The sequence below is a fragment of the Streptomyces sp. NBC_00846 genome (assembly GCF_045207325.1).
GTDB lineage: Bacteria > Actinomycetota > Actinomycetes > Streptomycetales > Streptomycetaceae > Streptomyces.
In genome coordinates this window covers 2,898,221-2,921,432 of the sequence record NZ_CP108846.1, presented here as the reverse complement: position 1 = coordinate 2,921,432, position 23,212 = coordinate 2,898,221, and the positions used below count along the sequence as shown (strand labels likewise).

Annotated in this window: 16 protein-coding genes and 2 pseudogenes; 11 read left to right on the top strand and 7 right to left on the bottom strand. The window is 68.5% G+C overall.

The genetic code is table 11. From position 1 onward, the window contains the following. Nucleotides 1-149: 149 nt before the first annotated feature. From OG936_RS13390 to OG936_RS13380, 3 genes and pseudogenes are all read right to left on the bottom strand, one after another. Nucleotides 150-416 (bottom strand): hypothetical protein, encoded by a 267-nt coding sequence (locus tag OG936_RS13390; protein ID WP_406494802.1) that lies wholly within the window; start codon nucleotides 414-416, stop codon nucleotides 150-152. Between the two features lie 33 nt (nucleotides 417-449). Continuing rightward, nucleotides 450-677, bottom strand: a pseudogene (locus OG936_RS13385) (transposase); the annotation flags it as partial. A 519-nt stretch (nucleotides 678-1,196) separates the two neighbouring features. After that, nucleotides 1,197-1,721, bottom strand: a pseudogene (locus tag OG936_RS13380) (transposase domain-containing protein); the annotation flags it as partial. Nucleotides 1,722-2,034: 313 nt separating this feature from the next. Here OG936_RS13380 and OG936_RS13375 point away from each other — a divergent pair. The 3 genes from OG936_RS13375 (at nucleotide 2,035) to OG936_RS13365 (ending at nucleotide 6,406) form a co-directional block, all read left to right on the top strand. Further along, nucleotides 2,035-4,029 carry an NAD(P)-binding protein gene (locus tag OG936_RS13375; protein ID WP_406494800.1) on the top strand — a complete coding sequence of 665 codons (1,995 nt, stop codon included), beginning with the start codon at nucleotides 2,035-2,037 and terminating at the stop codon, nucleotides 4,027-4,029. A gap of 157 nt (nucleotides 4,030-4,186) precedes the next feature. After that, entirely contained in the window at nucleotides 4,187-5,398 is a 1,212-nt protein-coding gene (locus tag OG936_RS13370; protein ID WP_406494799.1) for an IS4 family transposase, read from the top strand. A gap of 363 nt (nucleotides 5,399-5,761) precedes the next feature. Beyond that, on the top strand, nucleotides 5,762-6,406 hold the full coding sequence (locus OG936_RS13365; protein ID WP_406494797.1) for a hypothetical protein: 645 nt from the start codon (nucleotides 5,762-5,764) through the stop codon (nucleotides 6,404-6,406). Here OG936_RS13365 and OG936_RS13360 read toward each other — a convergent pair. Then, nucleotides 6,292-7,893 carry an MFS transporter gene (locus tag OG936_RS13360; protein ID WP_406494795.1) on the bottom strand — a complete coding sequence of 534 codons (1,602 nt, stop codon included), beginning with the start codon at nucleotides 7,891-7,893 and terminating at the stop codon, nucleotides 6,292-6,294. The two genes, OG936_RS13365 and OG936_RS13360, sit on opposite strands and share 115 nt — an antisense overlap. Before the next feature lie 442 nt (nucleotides 7,894-8,335). Between OG936_RS13360 and OG936_RS13355 the strand changes: the two genes are divergently transcribed. The 3 genes from OG936_RS13355 to mfd all read left to right on the top strand — a co-directional run bounded on the left by OG936_RS13355 (nucleotide 8,336) and on the right by mfd (nucleotide 15,633). Further along, a complete protein-coding gene (locus OG936_RS13355) occupies nucleotides 8,336-9,124 on the top strand; it encodes an ABC transporter ATP-binding protein (RefSeq protein ID WP_383757712.1) in 789 nt (262 codons plus the stop codon). Continuing rightward, entirely contained in the window at nucleotides 9,121-11,706 is a 2,586-nt protein-coding gene (locus tag OG936_RS13350) for an ABC transporter permease (RefSeq protein ID WP_406494794.1), read from the top strand. The genes OG936_RS13355 and OG936_RS13350 overlap by 4 nt, the downstream gene beginning before the upstream one ends. A gap of 396 nt (nucleotides 11,707-12,102) precedes the next feature. After that, nucleotides 12,103-15,633 (top strand): transcription-repair coupling factor, encoded by a 3,531-nt coding sequence (gene mfd / locus OG936_RS13345; protein WP_406494793.1) that lies wholly within the window; start codon nucleotides 12,103-12,105, stop codon nucleotides 15,631-15,633. Between the two features lie 115 nt (nucleotides 15,634-15,748). Here the strand turns inward: mfd and OG936_RS13340 are convergent, their stop codons facing one another. Further along, nucleotides 15,749-16,171: an ATP-binding protein gene (locus OG936_RS13340; protein WP_406494791.1), complete on the bottom strand. Its 423-nt coding sequence runs from the start codon at nucleotides 16,169-16,171 to the stop codon at nucleotides 15,749-15,751. Between the two features lie 155 nt (nucleotides 16,172-16,326). On the opposite strand from OG936_RS13340, the gene OG936_RS13335 reads away from it, so the two are divergent. The 5 genes from OG936_RS13335 (at nucleotide 16,327) to OG936_RS13315 (ending at nucleotide 20,407) form a co-directional block, all read left to right on the top strand. Beyond that, a complete protein-coding gene (locus OG936_RS13335) occupies nucleotides 16,327-16,869 on the top strand; it encodes a GntR family transcriptional regulator (RefSeq protein WP_406494789.1) in 543 nt (180 codons plus the stop codon). Then, entirely contained in the window at nucleotides 16,866-17,645 is a 780-nt protein-coding gene (locus OG936_RS13330; protein ID WP_406494788.1) for a GntR family transcriptional regulator, read from the top strand. Before OG936_RS13335 ends, OG936_RS13330 begins: the two co-directional genes overlap by 4 nt. A gap of 172 nt (nucleotides 17,646-17,817) precedes the next feature. Next, a complete protein-coding gene (locus OG936_RS13325; RefSeq protein WP_406494786.1) occupies nucleotides 17,818-18,216 on the top strand; it encodes a hypothetical protein in 399 nt (132 codons plus the stop codon). Nucleotides 18,217-18,226: 10 nt separating this feature from the next. Then, nucleotides 18,227-18,997: an HNH endonuclease family protein gene (locus tag OG936_RS13320; RefSeq protein WP_406494785.1), complete on the top strand. Its 771-nt coding sequence runs from the start codon at nucleotides 18,227-18,229 to the stop codon at nucleotides 18,995-18,997. Between the two features lie 72 nt (nucleotides 18,998-19,069). Further along, entirely contained in the window at nucleotides 19,070-20,407 is a 1,338-nt protein-coding gene (locus tag OG936_RS13315) for a tetratricopeptide repeat protein (protein ID WP_406494783.1), read from the top strand. Nucleotides 20,408-20,481: 74 nt separating this feature from the next. On the opposite strand, the gene OG936_RS13310 is transcribed toward OG936_RS13315, so the two are convergent. Both OG936_RS13310 and OG936_RS13305 read right to left on the bottom strand, forming a co-directional pair. Then, a complete protein-coding gene (locus OG936_RS13310; protein WP_406494781.1) occupies nucleotides 20,482-21,081 on the bottom strand; it encodes a DUF6262 family protein in 600 nt (199 codons plus the stop codon). Then, complete coding sequence (locus OG936_RS13305) at nucleotides 21,078-22,952, bottom strand: tyrosine-type recombinase/integrase (RefSeq protein WP_406494779.1); 1,875 nt, start codon at nucleotides 22,950-22,952, stop codon at nucleotides 21,078-21,080. Before OG936_RS13305 ends, OG936_RS13310 begins: the two co-directional genes overlap by 4 nt. Nucleotides 22,953-23,212 lie beyond the last annotated feature (260 nt).

Here is a 23,212-nt window from a genome sequence, read left to right as displayed (position 1 = left end):
AACCTGGTCACGGCATACCGCGTTACAGCCATTCGTTGATGGCTGCGACGAGAACGGCCGCTTCGTAACGGACGGCGAGTTTGTCGTATCTCGTGGCGACAGCCCGTTGCCTTTTGAGGCGATTAATCCCGCACTCGTAAGCTTGTCGTTTAACCTCGGCGCTCGATGAGGCGGGTGAGTGTCTCTGTGGGCCAGCAGAGCCATTCGAGGAAGGGGTGGTTGACGACGAAGTAGTGGGCGCTGACCCGGCCCCGCTGCTTGTCGATGATTTGCGGGGCTTCATCGCGGTAGACGTAGCGGAGGCAGCGGCGGCGGATCGGCGCTCCTGCCATCAGCAACGCTGGTGAGGCGACGAGGATGACCAGCGGAATCAGGGCCCTCACGGCCGTGAGCTTGGCTCTCTCCTCGTATCGCATGTGCTCAATTGTGCTGATCCGCGTTGTCGTTTGTCAGCCTGCTCGTCGGGGTTTCGTGCCGACCTTGTGGTGCGTGGGGCGGCTGTATGCCTCGCCGGTAGCGAGGACTCGTCCCACGTCGTGACGGGTGGCAGGGCGGTGGTTCTTCGAGCCGAGCGGCCGTCCAGGACCGGGGCGGGACGGTTTCGGTGCACTGGCTGGAGAACCGGTCTTCGCGCTCAGGTTTCTGAACCCTCTGCGGAAGATGCCCCAACGAGCCGGTCAGCCTGGTTAGTTCGTCACGCCACTCGGCTATCCGCTCAGCCGTCACATCCCGCATCATGCCCGGTCAACACGAGCCCGGGACCTCGTCACAAGATCTCCGGCTGTAGTACCAGATGACGCTAAGCCGCCGAGACGGAACCCGTTGATTGCTCTCACGGAATGGATGCTGTTGGTGATCTTGTTGGGGTCCATGGACGTCGTGCCGTTACGCCAGTGCGGGATGGCGGAGTCGTAGCCGATGGGCGTCTCTCGTACTGCCCTCGGTCGGCAGCCTGGCTTGGCGGCTGTTGCATGACCAGCGACCGCCGGAACTCGAAGGGGGCTCGCGCCGAAGGTCACCAACAGCATCCGGAATGTGTGCCAGAACCTCGTCGTCGCGTACAGAGCCAACCGCCCGGTCCAAGCTCTCGTTCGGCCTCATCAGCACCGCGCATCCCCCTCGTGCGTACGAATCCGGCCGCCGAGCGGCCGACCGTGCAACTCCACCCTGGTACAGCGCTGTTTCGCGGCCCATTTCAGGCGGGCCTGCGGAAACGCGGCCCGCTCCCCCCGGCTGGAAGCGGGCCGCCCGAAGAACTCTGCGTTGGCTGCCGTGTCTGCCACATCCAGGCACGTCCCGTCGATCGCCACCAGGCGACGCCCGGCCAGCCACGACCCCGGCGTGTCAGGCCCCGCCAGCGGACGCGCAACCCGCGCGAAGAGATCCCGCACCGGCTCGAACCCCAGACGAGACCTGGCCTGGAAGATCGCCGACTTCGAGGGCGGCGTGAACGACTCCGACCACCCCGACGCCCACGACAGCCCGTCCGTGAGCTGCGCGAACACATCCTCGTAGGAGCCATCCGAATACAGCGCCATCCCGATCGAGAAGTACGCCATCACCCGCGCGGGCAACGACCGGTGACGCCGCTCAGTACGCCCCGCCTCCTCGATCACCGCGTCAACCACGTCCGCGGGAAACACCCGCGTCAGCAACCCCACAGACACCAAATCCGACAACCGGACACCAGACGACGGCTTCACCCAACCAGAACGCGGCATCCCCCACGATAACCCAGAAGCGCTTAACTGAACGGTATTGTGCTAGGCCCTGTCGGTGCCCCCTGCGGGTGTCCGGCGATGGACCTTCCCGCACACGTCACGCCCCTCCTCGCCCGCCGGGCGGCTGGCCCTGGATGTCCTGCGCGACGAACTACGGCGCCAGACACGGTCCGTTGGGGCCTTCCGGCGACCCGAGCACCATTGACCGCACCATTGACCGCCGACGAGCAGATCCGTAGCATCAGGCCCCGTTGCTGTGCGGATTCAGTTGTGAACGACCCGCATGACGCCTGGATCCGTACATTCTCCGAGGGTGTTGGGGGCGAGCCAGTTGAGCGACTTCACCGAAGACGAGCTGGGCATGAACCGGAAGATCCGCCGTCGCGACTTCCTGGACGGCGTCGCCCTGGGCGTGGGCGCGCTGGTGGCGGGGGGCATCGCGGGCAGCGCGGCGGCGGGGCCGGCCTCGGCCACAGAGGCCCCGAGGGCCGATGCACGCTACTACCCGCCGACTTGGCAAGGCCTGCGCGGGTACACCGACGCCGCCATGAAGGTGCCGCACGCCCTGCGAGACGGAACCTTCTGGGACGACGCGCCGGAGCCCCGCGACACCCACGAGAAGTACGACCTCGTCGTCGTGGGCGGCGGCATCAGCGGGCTCTCGGCTGCGCGCTACTACCAGATGGAGTTCGGCAAGAACTGCAAAATCCTCGTGCTCGATGCGATGGACGACATCGGCGGGCACGCGCGGCGCAACGAGTTCCGCACCACCGCTCGAACACTGCTGAGCTACGGCGGGTCGCAATCGCTGGAGTCGCCCTCGACGTACGCGCCGCCCGCCCGACAACTGCTCACCGACATCGGGATCCGCGTCGAGCGGTTCGAGAAGTACTTCGACTCCGGCTTCAACGCGCGCCACGGCCTGGGGCGTGGCCTGTTCTTCGACAAGGAGTCCTGGGGCAAGGACCACCTGGTCACCTGGCAGGGCGGCACGCCGTACTCGACGATCCTCGAGGGCGCGCCGATGGCGGCCCAAGCCAAGGCCGACCTCGCCGCCATCTACGACGCCCCCCGGGACTGGATGCCCGGGCTCTCCGACCAGCAGAAGAAGGACAAGCTCGCCGACATCACCTACCTCGACTACCTGCGCGACTACGTCAAGGCACACCCCGACGCCCAGAAGTTCCTGCAGACCACGCCGAACGGCAACTGGGGCTATGGCGCCGACGCCGTCGGCGCGCTCGACGCGTCGATCGAGTTCGCCGGATTCGACGGGCTCGGCCTCGACTGGGACGGTGGCCCTGATCCGCGGATCGCGCCCACCGGCCACAAGGTGTGGACCTCGGAGGACGACTACATCTACCACTTCCCCGAGGGCAACGCAGGGGTCGTCTACTCGCTCGTGCGGAAGTTGATCCCGCATGCCATGCCGGGTCAGGGGATGGAGACCATCCCGACCAGCCGGATCCAGTACGGCGAGCTCGATCGGCGCCGCAACAACGTGCGGATCCGGCTGAACTCGCCGGCGGTGCGCGTCGTACACGAGGGCGACCCGGACTCCGCCCGCCAGGTGCAGGTCTCCTACGTGCGCAAGGACCGCTTGGAGACCGTCCGCGCCGAGCACGTCGTTCTCGCCTGCAACAACCAGATCATCCCGTTCCTGACCAGCGAGATCTCCCAGCGGCAGCGGGACGCCCTCAAGGACAGCCCGCGTCTTGCCCTCGTGTACACCAGCGTTCTGGTCCGCAACTGGAAGGCCTTGGACAACCTCAAGATCTCCAGCGTTCGGTTCCCGACCGGCTACTGGACGGGCGCCGAACTGGACTTCCCGGTCAGCATGGGTGGCTACCACTTCCCCGACAAGCCGAGCGAGTCGGCGATCCTGCATGTCTCTCGCGCGGCGTGCCGGCCCGGTCTCCCGCCCCGCCGACAGGGCGCGGCAGGCCGGGGCGAGCTGATCAAGACGAGCTTCGCAGAGATGGAGCGCAATCTTCGCGACCAGCTGGCCCGCGCCCTCGGCCCGGGTGGCTTCGACCCGGCGCGCGACATCAAGGGCATCACGGTCAACCGCTGGGCCCACGCCTACGCCTACGAGTACGGCCGTCCCTGGGACACGTTCTGGCCCTACGGCGAGCTGCCGAGCCACGTCGCCCGCCAGACGTGGGGGCGGGTCGCGATCGCGAACACCGACTCGGCCCCTCGTGCCTACGTCGACTCAGCGATGGACATGGCCTGGCGGGCGGTCCGCGACCTGGCGGGCAAGCCCAGCGACATCGTCTCCCGCGGTGTCGACGGCATCGCCTTCTGACGGAGCCCGAACTGGCCCGCCGACGTCACACGTCTGTGGGCCATTCGAGCCTGAGCATCTCGACGTGTGCGGGGGAAGCGCGGCCGGACCCCACAGCCGGCGGCAGGCGGGTTAGCGCAATACCGTTCAGTTAAGCGCTTCTGGGTTATCGTGGGGGATGCCGCGTTCTGGTTGGGTGAAGCCGTCGTCTGGTGTCCGGTTGTCGGATTTGGTGTCTGTGGGGTTGCTGACGCGGGTGTTTCCCGCGGACGTGGTTGACGCGGTGATCGAGGAGGCGGGGCGTACTGAGCGGCGTCACCGGTCGTTGCCCGCGCGGGTGATGGCGTACTTCTCGATCGGGATGGCGCTGTATTCGGATGGCTCCTACGAGGATGTGTTCGCGCAGCTCACGGACGGGCTGTCGTGGGCGTCGGGGTGGTCGGAGTCGTTCACGCCGCCCTCGAAGTCGGCGATCTTCCAGGCCAGGTCTCGTCTGGGGTTCGAGCCGGTGCGGGATCTCTTCGCGAGGGTTGCGCGTCCGCTGGCGGGGCCTGACACGCCGGGGTCGTGGCTGGCCGGGCGTCGCCTGGTGGCGATCGACGGGACGTGCCTGGATGTGGCAGACACGGCAGCCAACGCAGAGTTCTTCGGGCGGCCCGCTTCCAGCCGGGGGGAGCGGGCCGCGTTTCCGCAGGCCCGCCTGGTGGCATTGGCGGAATGCGGCACCCATGCGGTCTTCGACGCTGTCACCGGCCCGTGCAGCGTGTCGGAGATCGAGTTGTCCCGGCAGCTCGTCGGTCGGCTGGAGCTGGGCCAACTGGTCCTGGCCGACCGGGGCTTCTACGGGTTCCGCCTCTGGCAGCAGGCCGCGGCCACAGGAGCGGATCTGCTCTGGCGAGTGAAAACGAACCTGCGGCCCCGGTATCTGGAAACCCTGACCGACGGGTCCTGGCTGGCCCGGATCGTCCCGACGTCGGGCACGAACCGGGCCGCGACGGAGCCGCTCACGGTCAGAGTGATCGACTACACAGTCGATGACGGCCGGGGCAACGCCGAGGAGTACCGGCTGTTGACCACGATCCTCGACCCTGCCGAGGCCGGCGCCGAGGACCTCGCAGCCGCCTATGCCCAACGGTGGGAGATCGAGACAACCTTCGACGAGCTGAAAACCCACCAGCGCGGGCCCCGCGCGGTACTGCGCTCGAAAGCCCCCGACCTTGTCCAGCAAGAAATCTGGGGACACCTGTGCTGCCACTACGCCATCCGCACCCTGATGGCCGACACTGCCGCGCACGCCGGCTACGACCCCGACAGAGTCTCCTTCGTCAAGGCCCTCCGTATCGCCCGTCGTTCAGTCGCGCAGAGCGCATTTTCCCCCTCCGGGCACTGACGCAGCCGACGCGATCTGGCATCACGCCATCCGATGGCTCACCCAACATCTCAACCCAACACGCCGAAAACGCTCACACCCCCGAGTCGTCAAACGCAAAGTCCTGAAATGGGCCGCGAAACGCTCCCACCACACACACTGGCCCCAGCCCAAACACAGCCCCCACATCATCATCCAAAACCACTAACTGAACGGTATTGCGCTTAGCCTCGATCCACCGAGTGGCTCGCGTCCTGTGGATGAGGAAACGAGAAGAGGTGCCTGCTGACCTGCGATGATGGGAGTTCCGACGCTTCCAGCACGCACAATCAGCACGGCACCTCGTAGATGCAAGTTTCCCACACTCCGGCAGCGGTCTCCGCTGTGTTCGATGACCCGAATCTGGTCGCGTATGCCGGGCTGGTTCCGGTAATGCGGCTGGCCGAACGGTGTGGCCTGTCGGACCCGGTGGCCGCGAAGGTGAAGCTGACCGGAATGAGGAACGGTGCGGGGGCTGCGGCGGATGCCAAGGTCACCAGCATCGTGGCCGGGATGGTTGCGGGTGCGGACAGCATCGACGACCTGGACGTGCTGCGGCATGGCGCGATGCCGGCCCTATTCGGCGGTATTCGCGCCCCTTCCACACTGGGCACGTTCCTGCGTGCGTTCACCCACGGCCATGCGCTTCAACTCCACTCCGTGCACCGGAAGTTTCTTGCCGCGCTGACCGCGCACACTCCGCTGCTGCCCGGTGCGGACAAGCCGGCGTTCATTGATGTCGACTCCACCCACAAACGGGTCCACGGCCGGGCCAAGCAGGGTGCCGAGTACGGCCGGTTCAAGAGCATCCGCACCCACCCCCTCCTCGCCACGATCTGCACCCGCCCGGCGCCGTGGCGCCGGACGTCTGCGGTCTACCGCGCCGGGGCGTCGCTCGCGGGCTCCTCGGGGAGGACGGGGAAGCGGCGCGGGGCCACGAAGACGAGCACGAGGAGGGCGAGTGCCGCGGCCCCGGCGGCGCCCAGGTAGACGTGGTCGACGGCGGCGTCGACGGCCCGCCGCAGGTAGTCCGTCGCGGCGGCCGAGAGTTTGCCCGGGTTGTCCAGTGCGTGCGAGATCGCGTCCAGGTCGCCCGGCAGCCCGGGCACCGGGGCGGCGGCCAGCCGGGACGCGAGGATTCCGTTGGCGACGGCCCCGAAGAGCGCGGCGCCGATGCTCTGGCCGACCTGGCGGCAGAAGAGCACGGACGCGGTCGTCGTACCGCGCTCGGCCCAGCCGACCGTCGACTGGACGCCGACGATCAGCGGCAGCTGGAACAGGCCGAGCGCCGCGCCGAGCAGCAGCATGATCAGGGCGGGCTGCCAGGCCTCGCCCGGATACGGCAGCAGCGGGAAGGCGAGCAGTATCAGCAGGGCGCAGCTCATGCCGGTGATCGCGGTGCGGCGGAAGCCGATGCGGTTGTAGACGCGGTTGGAGAACGCCGCCGCCACCGGCCAGCTCAGGGTCATCACGGACAGGACGAATCCGGCGGCGATCGGGCCGAGACCCAGCACCGACTGGGCGTACGTCGGCAGGAAGACCGTGGGGGCGACCATCAGCAGCCCCATCGCGCCCAGCGCCAGATTGACCGAGGCGATGGTCCGCCGCCGCCAGACCCAGCCGGGAATGATCGGCTCGGCGGCCCGCCGCTCGACGACGACGGTCAGCGCGCCAAGCACGACGCTGCCGGCCAGCAGCCCGAGGGACGGGGCGGAGAACCAGGGCCAGGCGACGCCGCCCTGGACGAGCGCGGTCAGCAGCAGGGTGCCCGTCGCGAAGACGAGGAGGGCACCCGCCCAGTCGATCCGGGGGCGGGGCGCGCCGGCCGCCCGGCGGGTGCCGGACGGCTCGTGGAGGTGGCGTATGACGAGCCAGAGTGCGAGCGCCCCGACCGGCAGATTGATCAGGAATATCCAGCGCCAGTCCGCGTACACCGCGAACAGCCCGCCGATCACCGGCCCCGCGACCGCCGAAGTGGCCCACACGGTCGACAGCTTGGCCTGGATCTTCGGTCGTTCCTTGAGCGGGTAGAGGTCCGCGGCGATGGTCTGCACGGTGCCTTGCAGGGCGCCGCCGCCCAGGCCCTGGACGACCCGGAAGGCGATCAGCGCGGCCATGTTCCAGGCGGCGGCGCAGAGCACCGAACCGAATAGGAAGAGGGCTATGCCGACGATCAGGACCGGCTTGCGGCCGAAGGTGTCGGAGAGCTTTCCGTACACCGGCAGGGACACCGTCACGGCCAGCAGATAGCCGGAGAACAGCCACGAGAAGACGGCGAAGCCGCCGAGATCGCCGACGATCTGCGGGACGGCGGTGGAGACGATGGTGCCGTCGATGGCCGACAGGGCCATCCCGAGCATCAGGGCGGCGACCACCGGACCGCGTCCGCGCGGCGTCGCGGGGGAGGAGCCCGGGGTGAGCCCGGGGTCGGGTATCGCTTCGGTACTGCCGTCCCCGTTACCGCCCGCGCCGCTCACCGAGATTCCTTCCCCCTGCACGCACTTTCTCGGACACTGTCTCACCCGTGGGCGGCGGTGGGGAGGTGCCGCTGCTGGGGGAGGAGGCCGGGGGCGGACCCGGTTCCCCTGCCGACCTCGGCACATGCACCCCCGGGGCCGGCCCCTGACACGGTTCTCCACCCTGGGGCCGAGACCCCTAGGGGGCGCTCCCCACTTCTGCCCAGGGGTGGTTCCTCCCGGCGGAGGACGTGACGGCGGCGGTCCGTTCCTTAACGTGTTCCTACACCGCCAAATGCGGCTGATTCCCACCGCGGATGCGGCAGACCGCAGGGGGCGGGGTGGGGAAAACCCCACCCGAAGACTGCGCCGGGCACCAGCGCGCCGGGCACCTGCAGACACCAGACTTCAGACGTACGCCGCGACCACCTGAAAACCACATGACCGACATAGGAGATAAACCGTGACAACGGCTGTAACCATTCCCAGGCACGAGGGCACTGGAGGGCGTACGGCCGTCGCTGCGCGAGCGCGACAGGTCGTCAAGGCGTACGGGGCGGGGGAGACCCGGGTCGTCGCGCTCGACCATGTCGATGTGGACATCGCCCGCGGGCAGTTCACGGCGATCATGGGCCCGTCCGGCTCCGGCAAGTCGACCCTGATGCACTGCCTGGCCGGCCTGGACACCGTGACCTCCGGTCAGATCTTCCTCGACGAGACCGAGATCACCGGGCTCAAGGACAAGAAGCTCACCCAGCTCCGCCGGGACCGGATCGGCTTCATCTTCCAGGCGTTCAACCTGCTCCCCACGCTCAACGCGCTGGAGAACATCACGCTGCCGATGGACATCGCGGGCCGCAAGCCCGACGAGGCCTGGCTGCAGCAGGTCGTGGAGACGGTCGGTCTCGCCGAACGGCTGAAGCACCGGCCCACCGAGCTCTCCGGCGGCCAGCAGCAGCGCGTCGCGGTGGCCAGGGCGCTCGCCGCCCGGCCGGAGATCATCTTCGGTGACGAGCCCACCGGAAACCTGGACTCGCGGGCCGGCGCCGAGGTGCTGAGCTTCCTGCGCAAGTCCGTCGACGAACTGGGCCAGACCATCGTCATGGTCACCCACGACCCGGTCGCCGCCTCCTACGCGGACCGGGTGCTGTACCTCGCCGACGGGCGCATCGTCGACGAGATGCACAACCCGACGGCCGACCAGGTCCTCGACCGCATGAAGGACTTCGACTCGCGCGGGCGGACGTCATGACCGTCTGGAAGACATCGAGGCGGAACTTCTTCGCCCACAAGGGACGCATGGCGCTCTCCGCCGTCGCGGTCCTGCTGTCGGTGGCGTTCGTGTGCGGCACGCTCGTCTTCACCGACACCATGAACACCACGTTCGACAAGCTCTTCGCCGCGACGTCGGCCGATGTCACCGTCAGCCCGAAGACCCCCGAGGACGACGACCGGCTTCCGGGGAACGGCAAGCCCGTCACGCTCCCCGCCTCCGCCGTCCAGCAGGTCGGCAAGGCCACCGGTGTGAAGGACGCCGAGGGCGCGGTCTTCAGCATGTCCGTCACCGTCGTCGACAGCGACAACAAGAACATGGGTTCCACGACGGGCGCCCCGACGATCGCGGGCAACTGGACGAAGAACGACCTGCGTTCGATGGAGATCACCTCCGGCCACGCACCGCGCGGCCCGACCGAGGTGATGGTCGACGCCGACACCGCCGACAAGCACCACCTCAAGATCGGCGACGAGCTGCGCACCATCGCCGCCACCGGCGACATCAACGCGACGATCAGCGGCATCGCCACCTTCAAGGTCACCAACCCCGGCGCGGCGGTCGTCTACTTCGACACCGTCACCGCGCAGACGAAACTGCTCGGCAAGCCGGACGTCTTCAGCCTCATCTCCGTCACCGCCGAACACGGCGTCAGCGACACGCAGTTGAAGCAGACCGTCGCCACGGCGCTCGGTGACACCTCCGCGTACAAGCTCCAGACGCAGAAGGAGGCCGCGGACGCCAACAAGAACTCGATGGGCTCCTTCCTCGACGTCATGAAGTACGCGATGCTCGGCTTCGCCGGGATCGCCTTCCTCGTCGGCATCTTCCTGATCGTCAACACCTTCTCGATGCTGGTCGCCCAGCGCACCCGCGAGATCGGCCTGATGCGGGCCATCGGCTCCAGCCGTGAGCAGGTCAACCATTCCGTGCTCATCGAGGCGCTGTTCCTCGGCATCCTCGGCTCCGTCCTCGGCGTCGGCGCGGGCATCGGCCTCGCCGTCGGCCTGATGAAGTTCATGGGCGCCGTGGGCATGGACCTGTCCACCGACGACCTCACGGTCGCCTGGACGACTCCGGTCGTCGGCCTCGCGCTCGGCATCATCGTGACCGTCGTCGCCGCGTACATCCCGGCCCGTCGCGCCGGGAAGATCTCCCCGATGGCCGCCCTGCGCGACGCCGGAACCCCGGCGGACGGCCGGGCCGGCCGGGTCAGGGCCGCGATCGGCCTGGTCCTCACCCTCGGCGGCGGCACCGCGCTCTACGCCGCGACGCAGGCCGACAAGTCGAGCGAGGGCTCGCTCTTCCTCGCTTTGGGCGTGGTTCTCACCCTGATCGGCTTCATCGTGATCGGCCCGCTGCTGGCCGGCTTCGTGGTCCGGGTGCTGAGCGCCGTCATGCTGCGGATGTTCGGCCCCGTCGGACGGCTCGCGGAGCGCAACGCCCTGCGCAACCCGCGCCGCACCGGAGCGACCGGCGCCGCCCTGATGATCGGCCTCGCCCTGGTCGCCTGCCTCTCGGTCGTCGGATCCTCCATGGTCGCCTCGGCCACCGAGGAACTCGACAAGTCGGTCGGCGCCGACTTCATCGTCCAGCCGGTCGGCGGCAACCCGACGCCCCTCGTGGACCAGGCGGTCAAGTCCCTGGAGTCCGTGCCGGACATCGAGCACTTCACCGGCTACAAGGTCGTCAGCGCCAGGATCACGGCCCCCGACGGCACCACCGAGAACAACGCCCTGGCCGCCGTCGACCCCACGTACCGGGAGGACGTCCGGCGTGAGACGGTCGCCGGGAAGCTGGCCGACGCGTACGGCAAGGACGCCATGTCCGTCGGCGACACGTACGCCACCAAGCACCACCTCAAGGTCGGCGACCGGCTCACCGTCGCGTTCAGGGGCGGCGAGACCGCGAAGCTGAGGCTCGCCGCGATCACCTCGGACGACGTGAACATCGACAAGGGCGCGATGTACACGAACGTCGCGACCGCCGCGCGGTACGTCCCCGCCGACAGCCTGCCGAAGAACATGATGATGTTCGCGAAGGCCGCGGACGGCAAGGAGAAGGAGGCGTACGCCGCGCTGAAGGCCGCCCTCGTCAAGTACCCGCAGTACGAGGTGAAGAACCAGGCCGACTTCAAGCAGCAGCTGAAGGACCAGATCGGCCAGCTGCTGAACATCGTCTACGGCCTGCTGGCGCTCGCGATCATCGTCGCGGTGCTCGGTGTGGTGAACACCCTGGCCCTGTCGGTGGTCGAGCGGACCCGTGAGATCGGTCTGATGCGCGCCATCGGCCTCTCCCGCCGTCAGCTGCGCCGGATGATCCGCCTGGAGTCGGTGGTCATCGCGGTCTTCGGAGCCCTGCTCGGCCTCGGCCTGGGCATGGGCTGGGGCACGGCGGCCCAGAAGCTGCTGGCCCTGGAGGGCCTCAACGTCCTGGAGATCCCGTGGCCGACGATCCTCACGGTCTTCGTCGCCTCGGCCTTCGTGGGCCTGTTCGCGGCCCTGGTCCCGGCGTTCCGGGCGGGCAGGATGAACGTGCTGAACGCGATCGCCACGGAATAGCGAGGACCGATCGGCGAGACCGGCGAGACCGGCGAGGTCGGCGAGGTCGGCGAGACCGGCGCGGTCGGCGCGGTCGGAGGCGATCGGCGAGACCGGTGATTCCGGCGCCCGACGTAGGATGACTGATCCGGCCCCGGGGTGTTCCTCCAAACACCCCGGGGCCGGCTGCGTCCGGCCGGGGAACGCGCCGGTGGCGGCCGGATCCGGCGACGGGCCGGCGGCGGCCGGATCCGACCCGCTGAGCCGGATTGCGGGCGCGGCTGTCACAGCGGAGTCGTACCCTGGGAACCCCCGGCCCGTGAGACGTGTCGGGTCCTTCGTGTTGCCCCTACGCGTTGCCCCCTGGCAGCAGCCGGCTGTTAGACCTCACCCTCGTTACCCGGACGGAAGCCCTTCATGAGCCTGCACGGTCTGCTGGATGTCGTCGTACGTGACCCGGCACTCTCCGAAGCGGTGAAGGCCGCGACCGACGGCCACCGGATGCATGTCGACCTCGTCGGCCCGCCCGCCGCCCGCCCCTTCGCCGTGGCCGCGCTGGCCCGCGAGACCGACCGGACCGTGCTCGCCGTCACCGCGACCGGCCGGGAGGCCGAGGACCTGGCGGCCGCGCTGCGCACCCTGCTGCCGCCGGACACGATCGCCGAGTTCCCGTCCTGGGAGACCCTGCCGCACGAGCGGCTCTCGCCCCGCTCCGACACCGTGGGCCGCCGCCTCGCCGTGCTGCGGCGCCTCGCGCACCCGAGGAAGGACGACCCGGAGACCGGGCCCGTCAAGGTCGTCGTCGCACCGGTGCGCTCCGTGCTCCAGCCGCAGGTCAAGGGGCTCGGTGACCTGGAACCCGTAGCGCTGGCCATCGGACAGAGCGCCGACCTCGGCAAGACGGTCGACGCGCTCGCGGCAGCCGCGTACTCCCGGGTCGAACTGGTCGAGAAGCGCGGTGAATTCGCCGTGCGAGGCGGCATCCTCGACGTCTTCCCGCCGACCGAGGAGCACCCCCTTCGGGTGGAATTCTGGGGCGACGACGTCGAGGAGATCCGCTACTTCAAGATCGCCGACCAGCGGTCGCTGGAGATCGCCGAGCACGGACTGTGGGCGCCGCCCTGCCGGGAACTGCTGCTGACCGGCGAGGTCCGCGCGCGGGCCGCCGCCCTCGCCGAGCAGCACCCGGAGCTGGGCGAGCTGCTCGGCAAGATCGCCGAAGGGATCGCGGTGGAGGGCATGGAGTCCCTCGCCCCGGTCCTCGTCGACGACATGGAGCTGCTGCTCGACGTGTTGCCGAAGGGCTCGATGGCGCTGCTCTGCGACCCGGAGCGGGTACGTACGAGGGCCGCCGACCTGGTCGCCACCAGCCAGGAGTTCCTCCAGGCGTCCTGGGCGGCCACCGCGGGCGGTGGCGAGGCCCCGATCGACGTCGGCGCGGCATCGCTGTGGGGCATCGCGGACGTCCGCGACCGGGCCCGCGAGCTGGAGATGATGTGGTGGTCGGTCTCCCCGTTCGCCGCGGACGAGGAGCTCGACGAGGACACCCTCAAGCTCACGATGCACGCCCCGGAGTCGTACCGGGGCGACACCGCCCGCGCGCTGGCCGACACCAAGGGCTGGATCGCCGACGGCTGGCGCACGGTGTACGTCACCGAGGGCCAGGGGCTCGCCTCCCGTACCGTCGAGGTGCTGAGCGGCGAGGGCATCGCGGCCCGGCTGGATCCCGACCTGGCCGAGATCTCCCCGTCCCTGGTCCACGTCTCCTGCGGCGCGATCGACCAAGGTTTCGTCGACCCGGCGCTGAAGCTCGCCGTACTGACCGAGACGGACCTCACCGGCCAGCGCACCGCCACCAAGGACCTGGGCCGGATGCCGGCCCGCCGCCGCAAGACGATCGACCCGCTGACGCTGGAGACCGGCGACTACATCGTCCACGAGCAGCACGGGGTGGGCCGCTACATCGAGATGGTGCAGCGCACCGTGCAGGGCGCCACCCGTGAGTACCTCCTCGTCGAGTACGCCCCCGCCAAGCGTGGCCAGCCCGGCGACCGCCTCTACATTCCGACCGACCAGCTGGAACAGGTCACCAAGTACGTCGGCGGCGAGGCACCGACCCTGCACCGGCTCGGCGGCGCCGACTGGACCAAGACCAAGGCGCGCGCCAAGAAGGCCGTCAAGGAGATCGCCGCCGACCTGATCAAGCTGTACTCGGCACGGATGGCGGCGCCCGGCCATGTCTTCGGCCCCGACACGCCCTGGCAACGCGAACTGGAGGACGCCTTCCCGTACGCGGAGACGCCCGACCAGCTCACCACCATCGCCGAAGTCAAGGAGGACATGGAGAAGTCCGTCCCGATGGACCGGCTGATCTGCGGCGACGTCGGCTACGGCAAGACGGAGATCGCGGTACGGGCGGCCTTCAAGGCGGTCCAGGACGGCAAGCAGGTCGCCGTCCTCGTCCCCACGACCCTCCTGGTCCAGCAGCACTACGGCACGTTCACCGAGCGCTACTCCCAATTCCCGGTCAACGTACGGGCGCTGAGCCGCTTCCAGTCGGATTCCGAATCCAAGTCGACCCTCGAAGGGCTCCGCGAGGGCTCCGTCGACCTGGTCATCGGCACCCACCGCCTCTTCTCCTCCGAGACGAAGTTCAAGGACCTCGGCCTGGTCATCGTCGACGAGGAACAGCGCTTCGGCGTCGAGCACAAGGAGCAGCTGAAGAAGCTCCGCGCCAACGTGGACGTTCTCACCATGTCCGCGACACCCATCCCCCGTACCCTCGAAATGGCCGTCACCGGCATCCGCGAGATGTCGACGATCACCACGCCGCCCGAGGAGCGCCACCCGGTCCTCACCTTCGTCGGACCGTACGAGGAGAAGCAGATCGGCGCGGCCATCCGCCGTGAACTGCTCCGCGAGGGCCAGGCGTTCTACATCCACAACCGCGTCGAGTCGATCGACCGGGCCGCCGCCCGGCTGCGCGAGATCATCCCCGAGGCGAGGATCGCGACAGCACACGGCCAGATGTCCGAACAGGCCCTGGAACAGGTGGTGGTGGACTTCTGGGAGAAGAAGTTCGACGTCCTGGTCTCCACGACGATCGTCGAGTCCGGCATCGACATCTCCAACGCCAACACCCTGATCGTGGAGCGCGGCGACAACTTCGGCCTCTCCCAGCTCCACCAGCTGCGCGGCCGGGTCGGCCGGGGCCGCGAGCGCGGCTACGCCTACTTCCTCTACCCCCCGGAGAAGCCGCTCACCGAGACGGCCCACGAGCGCCTGGCCACGATCGCCCAGCACACCGAGATGGGCGCGGGCATGTACGTGGCGATGAAGGACCTCGAAATCCGCGGCGCGGGAAACCTGCTGGGCGGCGAACAGTCCGGCCACATCGCGGGCGTCGGTTTCGACCTGTACGTACGCATGGTGGGCGAGGCGGTCGCCGACTACCGGGCCTCCCTCGAAGGCGGTGTGGGGGAGGAGCCGCCCCTGGAGGTCAAGATCGAGCTCCCGGTCGACGCCCACGTCCCCCACGACTACGCCCCCGGCGAGCGGCTGCGCCTCCAGGCGTACCGGGCCATCGCCTCCGCCAACACGGAGGACGACATCAGGGCGGTCCGCGAGGAACTCACCGACCGCTACGGCAAGCTCCCCGAGCCGGTCGAGAACCTGCTCCTCGTCGCGGGCCTGCGCATGCTGGCCCGCGCCTGCGGCGTCGGCGAGATCGTGCTCCAGGGTTCGAACATCCGGTTCGCCCCGGTCGAGCTGCGCGAATCGCAGGAGCTCCGCCTCAAGCGCCTCTACCCGAAGACGATCATCAAGCCGGCCGTCCACCAGATCCTGGTCCCCCGCCCCACCACCGGCAGGATCGGCGGCAAGCCGGTCGTCGGCCGCGAACTGCTGGCGTGGACGGGGGAGTTCCTCACGACGATCCTGGGGTCGTGAGGCACCGTACGCAAGGCGGGGGAGAGACCGCAGAGTCAGCCTCTCCCCCTTTTGCGATCCGGACCTGCCCGCGCCGTCACATGTCCTTCCGACGTGACATGTCGGTGCCGAAGTGTCACGTTCGCTCCCGAGCACGTGACGGGAGCGTGGAGGCGGCCGGGATCTTGAAGCTCAGCCAAACGGTCTTGCCCACGACGTGATCGTCGACGCCGAAGTCATCGGCAAGCTCGTTCACGAGGCGTAACCCACGCCCTGAGCAGGCGTCGTCGCCGGGCTGCTGGACCGTGGGCCGACCGGGTCCACTGTCACGGACCTCCAGCCGCACCAGCTCCTCGCCCCGGTGGAGTCCGACGCAGAACTCGCGCCCGGGTGGCGCGCCATGCACCAACGCGTTGGTGGCGAGCTCCGAGATGCACAGCTTTATGTCCTCGACCAGAGGGTGGAGCTCCCACTCGATAAGGACGCCGGTGACGAAGTCGCGTGAGGCACCAACGGAGGTGCGCCTGCGGGGAAAGCGTCGTTGCTGCGACAGGGACACGGTGGTTCACCGCCTTGCTCGCGGGCCGTAACGTGAAGAGGACTGTGCTGCTATTCACGAAAAGCGGCAAGGTCTACTCTGTGGGGGTACGCCAGAGTCGCCTACCGTGTGATGCGGCAGGCTGGTACGGGCGTTGGCTGCGGAGGAGAAGGACTATGGGCGGCAGTGAATGGATCAGCACTTCGGTGCCGTACCTCGCCGCGTCCCCCGGAGCCCGAGGCGACGCCTGGGCTGCGGAGGCTGCCGCAGAGGGCCGCCGGGGCATTCAGCGCATTGTCCAGGCAGGCGAGGTGGAGGCTCCGGGGCCGGTCGCGGAGTTGCTGGGCACGCCCGCCGGGCAGAGCGTTATTGCCCGGCGCAGGATCATGTATCTCGACGGCGAGCCGTGTGAGTTGACGGATACGTACTACCCCGTGGACATCGCGGGCGGCACCGGCCTGGCCGAGACTGCCAAGATCCCGGGCGGGGCGATCAGGCTTCTGGCGGACCTGGGTTATGTTGGCGTCCGCGTGCGCGAGGACGTGACCGCGCGGCAGGCGACCGAGCACGAGCGGGAGCAACTGCGGCTGACGGCGGGGGAACCCGTACTGCAACTGACCCGGCTCACGCTGGACGACGCGGACCGGCCCATTCAGGTCGACGTGATGGCCATGCCTCCACGGCGCCAGAAGTTGCGATACGAGATCAGGATCGGATGACTGTGCCCAGACCCGAAGCGGATGCCGTCGACCGCCGTTCACTGCACGAGCGCATCGCGGCCGACCTCAGGGACCAGATTATGGGCGGGGACCTTGCCCCTGGTGCCAGCCTGCCGTCCACCGTGCACCTCAAGGAACGGTTCAACGCCTCGAACGCGACCGTGCAGAAGGCGCTGCAGCTGCTCAAGGACGAACAGTTGGTGATCGGCAGGGCAGGTGCCGCGGTGACGGTCCGTGAACACCGACAGCGAACCGTCCGCCCGGCCTCGTACATGGCCCCGGCAGGTTCGGGTGAGCCGTACCGCTGGCTGACAGAGGCGGCGAAGATCGGCTCCCGCGCACACAGCACACTCCTTGAGGTCGCCGAGGCCGAGCCGCCCGCGGACGTCGCCGCAGCACTCCGGCTCCCGAAGTCCGGCACCGCACTTCTGCGGCGCCAGCTTCTCGTGATGGACGACGAGCCGGTGGAACTGGTCGCGTCCTACTACCCGCTGGAGATCGCACGGGGCACGGTGATGACGGAGCGCCGCAAGATCACCGGCGGCACGCCGACCCTGCTTGCGGAGCTGGGCTACCCGCCGCGGCTGAGCGTGGACCGGGTCTCCGCGCGGGTACCCACGCAGGACCAGTACCAGGCGCTGCGGCTGCCCGGTGGGCTGCCGGTTCTGCGGACACTGCGCGTTGTCTACAGCGACCGGGAGCGGCCCATCGAAGCGACTGTCATGGTCAAGGCGGGTCATCTGTACGAGTTGCAGTACGAGTTCACGGCCGAGTGAGTCTGGCGTTCTGTGACTGGTCGGCCTGCCGGGGAAGTGTGATTCCGGCCGCATCCGGCCCGAACCGTAGCCATGAACATGCCTCGCAGGGGGAGACATCCGTACGATTCCCGGGTTCGGCTTTCTCTCCTCAGGACGGCTTCGAGTGATATCTCCGCGTACGTACCGAGTGATGCTGCCCGCCATCGGCGCGGCGGCGGTGCTGGCCCTGACCGGCTGCGACCCCGAGCAGACGTCCTCCGGGGCCGGGCAGCAGGGCGGCGGAGAGGCTGCCGTCACCGGGTTCGGGGCGAGCCCGCTGGACAACGCCGACGGTACGAAGCCGGGTCTCGCACCGCTCACCTCCGAGGCGGACCGGGCAACTGGCCGGCAGATCATCGAGAAGGTGGCGACGAAGGGGCGGGGGCCGAAGACCGGGTACGCGCGCGACAAGTTCGGCTATGCGTGGAAGGACTCGGTCGACGGGATACCGCTTGCCCGGAACGGCTGCGACACCCGCATTATCTCTATGGTTCGCGTTGTGATGGGGCTGTTCTCGCAGCGTATGCAGGGTGTGGTCGGCTGTGCGTAATGAGAGGCACATGAGTCACAGGCTCCTGTCCGTTCGCGGGAAGAGGGCCGTCCTTACGGTCGCCGTTGCCGCCGTGCTCGTCGCGGGCTGTGACGACCTGGAGTCTGGTGGAGCCTCCTCAGGATCTGGACCGGACGCCGCTGCCGGGTATGCGGTGAGCCCACTGGCGAATCCCGACGGGACGAAGCCCGGGCTCGCCGCGCTAACTTCGGAGGCGGACAAGTCCAAGGCGCGCAAGACCATCGAAGAGCTCACCACGAAGGGCCGTGGGCCGAAGACGGGCTACGCCCGCGACGAGTTCGGCTACGCCTGGATGGACACGGCGGACGGGGTGCCGCTGGCGAGGAACGGTTGTGACACGCGGAACGACTTGCTGAAGCTCCATGGTCGGAACGTCCAGTTCCGAGCTGGTTCCGACTGTGTGGTCGTTTCGATGGACCTGTACGACCCGTACACCGGCAAGGACATCGTCTGGCAGAAGGCGAAGGCGGCCGAGGTGCAGATCGACCATGTGGTCCCGCTGTCATACAGCTGGCAGATGGGCGCCGCTCGATGGCCGGAGAGCAAGCGCAAGCAACTGGCGAACGACGTCCTCAATCTGCTTCCTGTCGAAGGGCGCGCCAACTCGTCGAAGGGGGACTCCGGGCCCGCGGCCTGGCTGCCGCCGAACAAGAAGATCCGGTGCTCGTACGCGGTGCGGTTCGCGCAGGTCGCCGACAAGTACGAGCTCCCGGTGACGACGGCGGACAAAGCAACGATGTTGAAGCAGTGTCAGGACTGACAGCATCCCGATGACTGCCCCGACCAGGGGCTGTAGGGCCCATGTCGGACACGGTGGCTAAGGTGCGCAGTCATGGACGCTGCCGATCTCGACCACCAGGCCCGGACATTGTCCGGCTGTATTCCTCCGCTCCTGGTTTCCCGGCTTCTTGAACTCGGCCACAGCGAGGAGGTGGAGGTCCAGGCCCGGCGTGGGGAATGGTTCTGCGCGCGGGAATGGGCGCGGCTACTCGGTGACCAGGGTCGGCAAGCCCAGGCGTTGGAGGTGCTTGCTCCGTACGTTGCCACGGGCTGGTGGCTGGCAGCCCAGACTCAGGCGGAACTGCTGGAGAGCTGGGGGCGGGCAGAGGAGGCGGTCGCGCTTGCCCGGCCGTACGCGAGGGCGGGAGGGCTCCCGCTGGAGTTTTTCGCGCGCCTACTGACCCGCCACGGGCGGACGGGCGGGGCGGTCACTCGGCTAAGCGCCGGAATCGAGGACTGGCTTCTTGCCACCGCTCTGGTCGACATCTCCGAAAAAGCCGGCCGGGACGAAGACATCGCCGCGCTGCTGGCTGCCCGGATCCCTGCCCAGCACCGGTGCGACAGCCCATGGTGCTGCCGAGGCCTCGACCCCGACACGGCAATCGGGTTGCTTGCCGCGATCCGCGAACGCCAGGGCCGCATCGACGAAGCGATCGCCCTGCTGCACACCCGGCAGCACACCTCCGTCAACAGCCACGACCAGCTGGCCGACCTGCTGGCAAGACACGATCGGATCGAGGAACTGCGCGCGTACGCGGCGACCGAGCACCTCGGTCACGCCGCGCGGCGCCTGGCCGAGGTGCTGGAGGAGCGCGGTGATGTGGAAGGCGCGATCGCCGTGTACCAGCAGCCGGGCCAGTGCCACGGCGCGGTACAACTGGCGCAGCTCCTGGCACGGCACGGCCAAGGGGACGAAGCCATCGACGTGATGCGCGTCCAGGCCGACGCCCACAACGGAGACGACTGGATCCTGCATATTTTGTCTGACCTGTGCCTCGACCAGGGCCGTCCCGAGGAGGGCCTGGCGCACCTCGACGCCCTCGCCGCCGCCCGCGGGGGCGAGGAGGACTGGGACCTGTACTGGATACGGCTGCCGCTGATCGCCGCCCGCGACGGCGTCGACGAAGCGGTTGCACAGGCCTGCTCCCACCCCGAGGGATCCACCTCGTACGCGGTGCCGCACATTGCTGAGCTGCTCGCTGGCGCCGGACGTACCGAGGAGGCTGTTGCCGTTCTCGAACAGCACGCCACCGCGAACAGCCATGACCTGGCCGGCCACCTCATCGACCTGGGGCGCGTCAAAGATGCTGTCGTGCTCCTTCAGCAGCGCGCATCCGAGCCGGTCGCACCTGCCTGGACCGGCACGCTCTTCAACGATCCCCCATTCTGACTCCGCTCTTCACGGCTGTCCGGCAGACGACACACAAGCCGGACAGTCGCGGAGTGCGGCAGTAGAGCGCACTGCTACGGGGGCGGAACGGAGCGTATGGCACGGCGGAGACTGGCTCGCGCGGCGGTGAGGTCGTCCTCCGCCTCACGTAGTTGGCCCTCCAGGGCGGCGATATGGTCCCTGGCCTCTGAAAGCGATTGCTCCAGCGCGGTATTCCGCTGCTCGATCTGCTGTACCCGCTCGATCAGCTCGTTCCGGTTCACGCCCTCCAACTCGGCGCCGAGAGACAGCCTGAGCCGGTTACGGAGCCGATCGCGCTCCTTCTTGAGGTCCTTGATCTCTTCGCGGGCCAGTGCGAGATCCGTCCGCAACCCGGCCTGAGACACCTGAGATGTCTCCGGAGTCAGGGAGTTATGGCGCCCCCGCCCTTGCTGGGCGGTGATGCCGTCCTGAACGGCCTGGTGCACCTGAGGCTGGTTGTAGACGAACCACGTGGACACCGAAGCTTCCCGTGCCACTTGGGTGACGGTGATCCGTCGTCCCGAGCGGAGAAGGCCGTCCACGGCGTCGAGTGCACGCCTGGTCTTGTCTTCGCTGTCCTTGGCACGGCTGACGCGCAGGCGCTCGACCCGGGCGTTCCGGTCGTTGCCGCCGGAAGCGGCAGGGATTTTCATTCGGAGCTCCGCGTCGTCAGCGCCTGCAGAGGGATGAAGGCCGCTGCCGAACGCGCCTTGCGCAGCTCGCGTGAGGCGGATTCGACGGCGGCCCGCTCCTCGGCGGGCAGCGCGTCGAGTTTCCGCCGCATCTCGTCGGCCGACTTCGAGTAGGCGCGGATCTGGTCGTCGAGATTGCGCACGACCCAGTCGGCGGCCTCCATCGCCCTGGCGGCTTCCTTGTCGGCCCGCAGGTCCGCGATCTGCTGTTCCAGGGCGGGGAGGTAGGAGGGATCGGGCCGGTAGAAGTCGCATCCGGCGCACTGGAAGCGGATGCGGCAGTGCCCGCCGCCGGCCTTGACGTTGCTCGGCTCGGTGCAGCCGCCGTAGGGAACCCCGACGCTTTCCACCTCGTAGGCGAGGGGATCGCCGAATCCGCGGGCTGCTCCGTGCCGGTCGACGGCGAGTGCCGCGACTTTGCGCACGGCCTCCTGCTTTCGGCTGAGGGAGACCTTGTAGTAGCCCATGGTCACGTCCAGTGAACGGTGGTCCATGAGTTCCCGCAGGACGTCGGGGCGAGTGCCCGCGTCCGCATGACGCTGGGCGTACGCGTGGCGGAAGCCGTACGGGACGACCTGGGTCCGGTCGTAGGCGCGCGGGACGCCGTCCTCGTCGAGCCGGTCGTCCACAAGGTCAGGGATCAGTTCGTCGACCCAGTTCCGGAAGATCCGGTTGCAGAAATGCGAAGTGTTCAGATGCCCGCGGCGTGGACGGTTGCGCTGTCCCGGTGAGGGAAAAAGCCACTGGGCGCAGGCTGGTACGGCCGGTAGCGCATCGAGCTCTTTCTGCCAGGTTTCGACCAGCTGGGCGGTGCTCTCCGAGATCGGCAGCCGACGGCCGTGGCGTCGCCGTTTGTGGTTGTCGTAGATCAGCGTCGGTTTGCCGTCTACCCGCTCCAGGCAGTTGCGGTGCAGGCTGGTGACCTCGCCCGGACGTCGGCCGGTGTCCCGGAGGACCGCGTAGGCCACCTGGTACATCCGCGCGAAATCGGCGGCCGTCCAGCCGCCGCTCGCGTACCCCGTCGAGGTGCCCAGCAGACCGAGGTGCACGTCGAGCTGGGCGATGATGTGCTCGGGGATCGCACGGCCGAGATCGTCCTCGGTCACTTCTACCGCTGCGATGTTATGGAAGCGGGGGTTGAGCGCGAACCCGCCGGGCACGTGGTCCATCATCCCGGCCTGACGGGCGTATTCCAGGAACGTGCGCCAGTGGCGGAGCAGGGCTCTGCGGTGGCTGGTGGAGTAGTCGTGACCGTCCTCGGGCCGCTTGGTGATCCGCAACATGTCCACTACGGCGTTCATGTCAGCCATGGCGAGGAGCCCCGGCTCATCCCCGTGAGTGCGGCCTGCCAGCGCGGAGGACGCGATGGTCGCCGCGTAGACGGTCTGCCGTAGGTCCATGACGTTGGGGCGTGCCGTGCGGCCGTACTCCTTGACCAGTTCCCGCAGCCAACGCTGCCGTACCGGACGGAAGTCGATGTCGCCGTGGACAGCGGCATACTTGCGACCGCGCCCTGCCGTCAGCCCGATGAGGGCGCACTCCCATACGTCGCCCGAGGCCGGATCGGTGCCCTCGAACTCGACGCGTGCTCGTCGGACGTGCAGGAGAACACCGTTCAGGACGCCGGAGGCCGCAGCCGGAAGCCCGGAGGAGAAGGAGGCGTCCAGGTTGAGGAGCGAGCCGAGTCCGGCGGGGAGGCCGGCCACAATGCGGCGTACCCGCTGGGGGACCAGGCTGATCCCGGCGTCGTCGCGCTGCTGGAGCCCATACAGGAACTCCTGCCGGACTGCATGGCTCACATCCGCGAGCGAGAACTGGGAGACGCCCGGCATCGCCCCGTTCGCAGAGGTGTTGGGCCTGCGGCGGGCCGGATCTGGGGTGTGCGTGGTGTCGAAATCCGCAGGGTTCCCCAGGAGATATCGGGCTTTTCGGCAGGCGTCGCAACGGGATCCGTTGCTCGCCACATGAGTGACACAGGTGACCACGGAGCAGACGAACACGCTGGTCGTCGGGTTGCAGGGATCGGCAGTGAACAGTGCCTGAACGGGGTCCCATTCATCTGTGCGCCAGCCCGAGGGGAGGCGTGCCGCGA

Bases quoted from the DNA above. Each gene is read 5' to 3' on its own strand.
- OG936_RS13390 (WP_406494802.1), bottom strand. From the start codon at position 416: ATGCGATACGAGGAGAGAGCCAAGCTCACGGCCGTGAGGGCCCTGATT.
- OG936_RS13370 (WP_406494799.1), top strand. From the start codon at position 4,187: ATGCCGCGTTCTGGTTGGGTGAAGCCGTCGTCTGGTGTCCGGTTGTCG.
- OG936_RS13350 (WP_406494794.1), top strand. From the start codon at position 9,121: ATGACCGTCTGGAAGACATCGAGGCGGAACTTCTTCGCCCACAAGGGA.
- mfd (WP_406494793.1), top strand. From the start codon at position 12,103: ATGAGCCTGCACGGTCTGCTGGATGTCGTCGTACGTGACCCGGCACTC.
- OG936_RS13335 (WP_406494789.1), top strand. From the start codon at position 16,327: ATGGGCGGCAGTGAATGGATCAGCACTTCGGTGCCGTACCTCGCCGCG.
- OG936_RS13330 (WP_406494788.1), top strand. From the start codon at position 16,866: ATGACTGTGCCCAGACCCGAAGCGGATGCCGTCGACCGCCGTTCACTG.
- OG936_RS13325 (WP_406494786.1), top strand. From the start codon at position 17,818: ATGCTGCCCGCCATCGGCGCGGCGGCGGTGCTGGCCCTGACCGGCTGC.
- OG936_RS13320 (WP_406494785.1), top strand. From the start codon at position 18,227: ATGAGTCACAGGCTCCTGTCCGTTCGCGGGAAGAGGGCCGTCCTTACG.
- OG936_RS13315 (WP_406494783.1), top strand. From the start codon at position 19,070: ATGGACGCTGCCGATCTCGACCACCAGGCCCGGACATTGTCCGGCTGT.
- OG936_RS13310 (WP_406494781.1), bottom strand. From the start codon at position 21,081: ATGAAAATCCCTGCCGCTTCCGGCGGCAACGACCGGAACGCCCGGGTC.
- OG936_RS13305 (WP_406494779.1), bottom strand. From the start codon at position 22,952: ATGCCGGGCGTCTCCCAGTTCTCGCTCGCGGATGTGAGCCATGCAGTC.